This is a genomic window from Ruegeria sp. AM9 (assembly GCF_056540565.1).
The window spans coordinates 1-7,347 of the sequence record NZ_JBQFWY010000027.1 but is presented as its reverse complement, the minus strand read 5'-3'; the positions used below and the strand labels follow the sequence as shown (position 1 = coordinate 7,347).

The window sequence follows — 7,347 nt, the reverse complement described above, 5'->3', positions numbered from 1 at the left end:
TCCCCAAGGATCACCGTCCCTGGGGCTGGTTCGAAAGCCTTGTGGTCGGCGACCGGTTCCAGGTCAAGCGCATCCACGTCCACCCCGGCGCGTCGCTGAGCCTGCAGAGCCATTTCCACCGGTCCGAGCATTGGATCGTGGTCGAGGGCACCGCCCGCGTGACCATTGACGACCATCAGCAACTGGTGACCGAGAACCAGTCGGTCTACATCCCGCTGGGCGCGGTGCACCGGATGGAGAACCCCGGCAAGGTCCCGATGGTCCTGATCGAAGTGCAGACCGGCGCCTATCTCGGCGAGGACGATATCGTCCGCTACGAGGACGTCTACGCCCGCGGCCAGGGCGCAAAGGGCTGAGGGCGGTGAAAGTCGCAATCGTTCACTATTGGCTTGTCGGTATGCGCGGTGGTGAAAAGGTGCTTGAGGCGTTTCTGGATTTGTACCCGGACGCCGTCATCATCACCCATGTCTACGACCCCGGCAAGGTCAGCGAGAAGGTTCGGCAGCACGAGGTCCGGGAGACGTTCATCGGGCGTTTGCCGGGGGCCAGAAAGCACTATCAAAAATACCTTCCGTTCATGCCGCTGGCGCTTGAGCTCGTGGACATGCAGGAGTTCGATCTGATCCTCTCAAGTGAATCCGGTCCTGCGAAAGGCATCATCCCACGCCCCGACGCGACCCATATCAGCTATTGCCATTCCCCGATGCGGTATATTTGGGATCACTACCATGTCTATCGCGCTCAGGCTGGACGTCTCGCGCGTCTTGCCATGCCGTTCATGGCCCACAAGCTGCGCATATGGGACGTTTCGACGGCGGCACGTGTCGACAGGTTTGTTGCCAATTCATCCTTTATCCGCCAGCGCATCAACAAGTATTACCGGCGCGATGCAGAAGTTATTTTTCCTCCGGTAGAAACCGGGGAATTTCAGATCTCTGATCAGGTCGGGGATCACTATCTTCTGGCTGGGGAAATGGTGTCCTACAAGCGGGCAGACCTGGCCATAGATGCGTTCAACCGCTCGGGCCGCAAGCTTGTTGCCGTGGGGGATGGCGAGATGAAAGAGGCGCTTGAACGGAAGTCGGGCGCAAACATCTCGTTTCTGGGGCGGGTGCCTTTCGCGGAACTGAAAAAGCAGTTTGCCAGCTGCCGGGCGCTGATTTTCCCCGGTGAAGAGGATTTCGGAATTGTCCCGGTCGAAGTCATGGCCAGCGGGCGGCCCGTTATCGCTTATGGTCGTGGCGGCGCACTGGATACGGTGACCGAGGGAGTCAGCGGGCTGCTGTTTCATGAACAGAGCGTCGAAGCGCTGAATGCCGCAATCGACCGGTTCGAGAACGACGCGTCGCTGGTCGGCTCGCCGCAGGACATTCGCGCGCTTGCTCAGGGGTTCGATACAACGGTTTTCAAGGAAAAGATCTCGCAGCTGATTGCCAGGACCCTGGCTGACGCCTAGCGCGTTTCCGGTGCGCCGCGCAACGTGCGCGCAGCTTGGAGGCCATTAACGGGTTTTTCCTAGGGTCCCGCTGACTGACTAATACAGCGAGATCTGATCCATGATGAATCCGTTCAAAACCCGGATACCACGCTTGTCCGGTTCCGCGCGTGACTGTGCATCGGTCGCCCCCTCTGGTGTCACAAATCCTGAGGGCGCGGCGACCGGCCATTACGGCGATGCCGTGTCTGCAGCGGGCATCAATGCGAGGGTGTTGGCATGAAACTGACCTCGGACATTTCCATCACCTCGCAGCCATACCGCAAGATGTCGGCACCTGCTCTGTCGCTTGACTTCGGGCAGCAGGTCTATAAGCGGCACGGTCGTTCTGTCGGGTTGAGTTCCGTGCTGAGCTTTGCCCGAAACTCTCCGGCGGTTCAAGTGGCCGAAACCGGCGCGCTGGAAACCGTGGCTGCGGACGTTCTGAGGCGCGAGCACGCCTTCGGCACCGGAGCGTTTCTGGGTGCACTGTTCGAACCCGCGGCGACGAACCTTCTGCTCCATTCACATGATTTTACCCGGCCTTACTGGGTCGGGTATGCGTCCAAGCCGAGCTTTGGCGGTGGACAACCCGCACCTGACGGTACCCTGACCGCGATGACCTGGAATTGCGCGGACACGACCGGAGGAGCCGGAGGCAAGCGTGGCGGGATTCTGGTACCGAACAGCATCCCCGCCGGGGTCTCGACGGTCAGCGTCTGGTTGCGCACCAGTGTGCCTTTGACGATGCGCTTTGGACATTCGGACGGAACCTCTCAGCCCATTTCGGTTTCGACCCAATGGCAGCGGTTCACGTATACGGATACGCTTCCCAACAGCCAGAACCGCATTTTCATGCTGTATGAAGACGTGAATGAGGATATCGACGTCTACATCTGGGGCGCCCAGACGGAATATGGCAGCGCGGCCACGTCAAACATCACCACCAATGGAGGCGCGCTTACGCGCGCGGCGGATCAACCCGGGCTTGTCGGGCTGACCGGAGTGCATGACGTGACCGTCACCTATGACAACGACAGCGTTGATACGTTTGCCCAGGAAGCCGTGAGTGATGGGTGGTGGCCAAATTTGTCGAGGCCAATGGTGAAAAAACTGGTGGTGAGCTGACGGCCTTTCAGGTAAGCAAATCCAGGTATAGAAAAACCCTGTGGCGAGAAATGAAAGTCGGAATAACCTCTTTTTTTGTTTTGGCTTCCCCATTTCTTGCCATACGCCTATCTGATGGGTTTTCTGTTGGTCTTCTTGATCTGATAGCGCCAATTTTATTTCTGATAGTGATGCCCAGAATATCTCTATTGACAAAAAATTTGCTTGGACTATTTTTTATGATTTTGGCATTTTCGCTATCAGTTTCATTCCTTGTTGTGAGCATGATAAGCGGCATATCCATCAAGGATCTAGCTTTTGCTAGAATGATATTCATTTTGCTCCCAGCAGCGTTATTAATCACTCAACCGATGAGCGAGGAGAAATTAATAAAGCTAACCAAGCTCTTTTTTTGGGGTGGTGGAATTGCAATCATATTGGGAATACTTCTGTACCATTTAGGCATTCAGATTAGAAGCGACCAGCAAGCTCTTTGGACCGGAGATGGCACAGGTCCGCAACTCAGGGCAGGGGGTGTTCTGGGGAACAGTTCTGACTTTGGGCATCTAACTGCTGTATGGGGAAGTGTTTGTGGTTTAACAATAATTTCATTTAGCCGGGATAAGCGGCGCTTTCTCGTTTCGGGGCTGATATTTGCGGTTGCATTTTACGCTACATGGATAGCGTCTTCCAGGGCGGCCACCTTGCATTTGCTTTTGGCGTATGGGGTCGCGCTCCCGTTTCTATTCAGTCGCGGAGTGTGGTCATTCATCGGGTTAACAGCAGTTTTATGCGCCCTTATCGCTCCATTTTTGCTGTCTGAATTCAGCCTCATTCTTCCGCAAGACGTTGCATACAGACTGCAGCGATTGGATTTTCTCAATCTCTCGGGAAACAGTGTATTTCTTCAGACGGGTAGGTTTTTGAATTGGGTAATCCTATTGGAGATTTACCAAGAAAACTGGTTCACGGGTGTAGGTTACAAGAACATAAATGAGCTTTATGGGATTTGGGGCGATAATTCTTACCTGACGATCTTTGTTGAGTTTGGCCTCTTTGCCGGTATCGTCAATGTGGCTCTTTGGCTGTGGTTGATTTTTGTTTCATTGATTGCGGCGTTTAAAACCAAACACGGAATAGTTTTCTTTGCGTTAGTGATCTCTGAGGCGCTTCACGGATTTACAGTTGACACGGGAACTATTTGGTACTCGATGCCTATGGCTTGGTTGTTTATTTCCGCGTATTATCTTTTGTACTTGCAACAGCAGCGGTCAGTATTGCTTCAGCCACAATTCTAGTTTTGAAATCACAAGCAACATTCTAATGTTTCATAGGTTCTTTCCGCCATGACGCAAGCGGAATACCGAGTTTCGGCAGTCTGGCGGGCCAGGTCAGAAATCCGGCCCAGGTCATTGGGCGTGAGCGTGCTCAGAATGCGGATGGCTTCGTCTTGGGTTTTGAACAGGTAACCAGTCCTGCCCGGTTCAATCACGTCAATGTTGCCGACAACCTCAGTGGCCAGAACGCACAAACCTTCGGACATGGCTTCGAGCACGGCCAATGGCATACCTTCCCAACGCGATGTCGACAAAAACACATGGGCATCGCGAAAATAGTCGCGCGGATTGGGTACGCCACCAACGATTCTCACTCGCTCGTTCAGGTCGTTGTGTTCCACGCGGGTGCGGATTTCCCCGATACGGTCACCTGTGCCGATGACATCCAGACGAAAGTCGATTTTGCCGTCCAGCGCACTCGCGATATCGATCAGAAGCTCGGGATTTTTCTGATGATCATAGCGATTCACGGCAATTATTCGCAGCGTCTCGCCGTCCCAGGACGGGCGTGAGATCGAGTTTGGAATTTCTATCCCGTTCGGTATGGTGACGAGTTTGTCAGAAGCGATGAACCCGGCTTTTTCAACCAGCAAAGCCTCGCCTTGCGAAACACAAATGGCCTTTCTGGTCTTCCAGCCCAATGCCCGTTCCAGACTGAGGTAAAGCCATTTCTTCCGGGCAGAGTAGTCACCGACGTGCAATCCATGAAACGTGTGAACGACAGGACGTCCCGTAAGGAGGCCCAAGAGGCGTCCATAAAGCCCGGCCCCTTTTCCATGAGAGTGCAGAACGTCGATATTCATGCGTCTGACGAACGCTGCGACTTCGAAAAGCGACCGGAGCGAAAAGGACCTGTGTGGCAGTTCTACGATATTCTTCTGGCCGACCAACCCAAAGTACCGATCATGATAGGGCTTGTCCTTCGGGCAAGCGACAAATGCCTCTACCTTGTCCGGTTTGTGCTTTAAAAGCTGATACAGGTGTTCGGGGCCGCCACCCAGATCAGCGCGCACGGTTAGAAACAGGACCTTCATTTCTCAGCCTTTTTCCATGCCGCCAGATCCCGATCCAGAAGGCGCTCGAGCCGTTCAACGTCCGGGCGAAAGGCCTCGGTCATTTCGGCGCGCAGGTCCGGGTTCAGGTCCGCGCGAGGCCGTTTGACGTTCAGAAACCGTTTCAGGGTGGCGACCAGTTTGCTGTCACGGGCCAGCAGGGTTTTGCGCAGGGATGTGACCAGCGGTGCAATCGGTTTCGGCGGGGTCAGAAGGAAATGCGACAGCCGGGGAAACCGCTGCGCGTGGGCTGAATTGCGTGGCGAGAAATCCGTCCGCCCGTCATCCTCAAGCCCGAGGAATGCAAGTATCTCAAGCCAGACCGAGCGCGGGTTGTCCCGGAAATCGTCAAACATGATAATCAGGCGCTGCTCTTCAGGAATGAGTGAGAAAAACGTCTCGATCTGGTCGGCGAAGGACGGGATGCGGCGATAGAGCAGACTGTCTGGGCGGCCGTCGCTTGCCGCATCCCATTCCGCTTCGCGCCGGGTCTGATCCGCCCAGGCTGTTGCGAAATCCTTTTGTTTTTCCAGCCCGGTATACAGCTGCTCCATGTGAAAGGCATGAGCGACATCGACAGGATTGCGCAATACGGCGATGAATTTTGCCTTGGGGGAATAGGCCCAGCAATCGCGGATCGCCTTTTCGGACCTCAGATACGATGTCGTCCCTTCGGCGATGACGCCATGTTTGGAGGGGTCCGCCGGTGCAAACAGTGCCTCGTATTCCTCAATGGTGGCGGCGCGCAGGGCATGTGGTTCGATACCCAGATCAGTGCACCAGAACAAGGGTTCCTTGGGCTTTGAGAAATACACATCCTCTCGCTCCGAGAGGTATTCGGCAATGGCGGTGGTGCCGCATTTCGGGGCGCCGATCAGAAACAGGTTGGGTTTGTTCATTTTGCTTTGCGCCAAAGTGAAAATATGGACGGATCAATTCCAAGGCGGCTTTTGACCGTGAAAAGCAACGCGATGTGAACGGCGGCCCGCAACCCGGCAGAACACACCGCAGCGCCCATCATGCCGAAATGCTGGGTTGCCGGAACAAGCGCGACCAGACATGCCAGATTGAACCAGATCAGACGTCTGAACAGCAGGTTTTCCAGCCCGGCCAGCTCCATGATGTTGGGAACGGGGCCACATAGAACGGCGATCAGAAAACCCAGCCCAAGAACCGTCAGCGCCGGAGCCGCGCTGGTGAAATCCGGGTTCATCAGCGCCAGGATATTCTCGCCAAAGAAAACGATGATCAGGAAACAAATCAGGGTCGCTGCGCTGACCAGCAGGACAGAATACCGGAGCGAGGCCTGCATGTCCTCGTACTGGCCGTTGGCGTGGCCCTTGGCCACAAGCGGCGCAACAACCATGCCCGAGGCCAAGGTGAAAAGATCCAGGACCAGCGCAATGCGGAAGGCCGCAAAAAACGGCCCAACCGCATCGGGTGACATCATGACACCCAGAATGACCGGGGCCAGTACCGGTCCGCTGACCGTCTGGATCATGGACGTCCCCCAGAACGGCAGCCCGAAGCGCAGGCGTCGGCGGCTTTCCGATACCAGATCACCGAAAGCGGGCCGGTCTCGCAGGGCGGGTTCACTGAGCAACTGCGCACAGATCAAGCCCAGCAGGGGCAGGCTCAACACCCACAAGGCGGGCGTGGCCGGGACTGTGAAGGATGCAATCAGTGCAATCACGCACATAGCGATCACCGACAGCCGCCACAAAATATCGCGCGGGATCAGAGCGAAGGCAATCGAACGATAGCCGCGGAAGAAGTGAACCGTGTTTTCCGCCAGGGCCAGCGTGACGGCCAGCCCTGCCATCGCCGCAAACACCGTCAGATCAAGATCGATGATGCCCACGGCTCTGGCGGGCAAAAGCAACAGTGAGAACAGCAAGGTTCCAAGGGCGACGATCAATGTGCCGGATTGCCCGATCAGGGCCAGTTTCGTGTCCTGCGCACTGTCCCGTGCAATTGCCGCGTCCTTCAGCGACATCATGCGCTGACCGAAGGACCCGGCGACAGCCAGCAGCGTCGCCAGCGAAAAGCAGAACCCGATGACCCCAAAGCTTTCGGTATCCGTGACCCAGGCCAGAGCGGCAAACATCGCCAGAGACAGCCCGGCGGCAGAACCTTTGATCAGCACGCCGACGCTGCCTCCGCCCACAAGGCGCATCAGCCTTTGGTTGCCGTGAATTCGTCTGAGCAATGTCATGTCGGTTCCGTGTTCCCCTTGGCCCATCAAATCAATTGGCGGCGGCGTTTATGGGAGTTGTTATGAGGGATGGAGTGATTTGTGAGATTGTTCTGCCCCATTTTGTGACGGGGTTTTCTGCGATGAAGATGATGTCTTTGTTGCGCAGTTCGAACTGGGCGG

General features: G+C 55.8%; 7 protein-coding genes. 4 read left to right on the top strand and 3 right to left on the bottom strand.

Translation table 11 applies throughout. The features are described from left to right. From ACR0DO_RS19295 to ACR0DO_RS19280, 4 genes are all read left to right on the top strand, one after another. On the top strand, positions 1-356 hold a 356-nt coding region (locus ACR0DO_RS19295; RefSeq protein ID WP_480561069.1), incomplete at its 5' end, for a cupin domain-containing protein. Positions 357-361: 5 nt separating this feature from the next. Further along, on the top strand, positions 362-1,456 hold the full coding sequence (locus tag ACR0DO_RS19290; protein ID WP_480561068.1) for a glycosyltransferase: 1,095 nt from the start codon (positions 362-364) through the stop codon (positions 1,454-1,456). Between the two features lie 258 nt (positions 1,457-1,714). After that, positions 1,715-2,602: a phage head spike fiber domain-containing protein gene (locus ACR0DO_RS19285; protein ID WP_480561067.1), complete on the top strand. Its 888-nt coding sequence runs from the start codon at positions 1,715-1,717 to the stop codon at positions 2,600-2,602. Beyond that, a complete protein-coding gene (locus ACR0DO_RS19280; RefSeq protein WP_480561066.1) occupies positions 2,554-3,879 on the top strand; it encodes an O-antigen ligase family protein in 1,326 nt (441 codons plus the stop codon). The genes ACR0DO_RS19285 and ACR0DO_RS19280 overlap by 49 nt, the downstream gene beginning before the upstream one ends. Positions 3,880-3,887: 8 nt before the next feature. Here the strand turns inward: ACR0DO_RS19280 and ACR0DO_RS19275 are convergent, their stop codons facing one another. The 3 genes from ACR0DO_RS19275 to ACR0DO_RS19265 are packed head-to-tail and all read right to left on the bottom strand — an operon-like array spanning position 3,888 to position 7,185. Beyond that, complete coding sequence (locus ACR0DO_RS19275; RefSeq protein ID WP_480561065.1) at positions 3,888-4,952, bottom strand: glycosyltransferase family 4 protein; 1,065 nt, start codon at positions 4,950-4,952, stop codon at positions 3,888-3,890. Then, the gene (locus tag ACR0DO_RS19270) at positions 4,949-5,869 is read right to left on the bottom strand and encodes a sulfotransferase domain-containing protein (RefSeq protein WP_480561064.1); all 921 of its coding nucleotides are present in this window, start codon (positions 5,867-5,869) and stop codon (positions 4,949-4,951) included. The genes ACR0DO_RS19275 and ACR0DO_RS19270 overlap by 4 nt, the downstream gene beginning before the upstream one ends. Then, positions 5,866-7,185: a lipopolysaccharide biosynthesis protein gene (locus ACR0DO_RS19265; protein ID WP_480561063.1), complete on the bottom strand. Its 1,320-nt coding sequence runs from the start codon at positions 7,183-7,185 to the stop codon at positions 5,866-5,868. Before ACR0DO_RS19265 ends, ACR0DO_RS19270 begins: the two co-directional genes overlap by 4 nt. Positions 7,186-7,347: the final 162 nt, after the last annotated feature.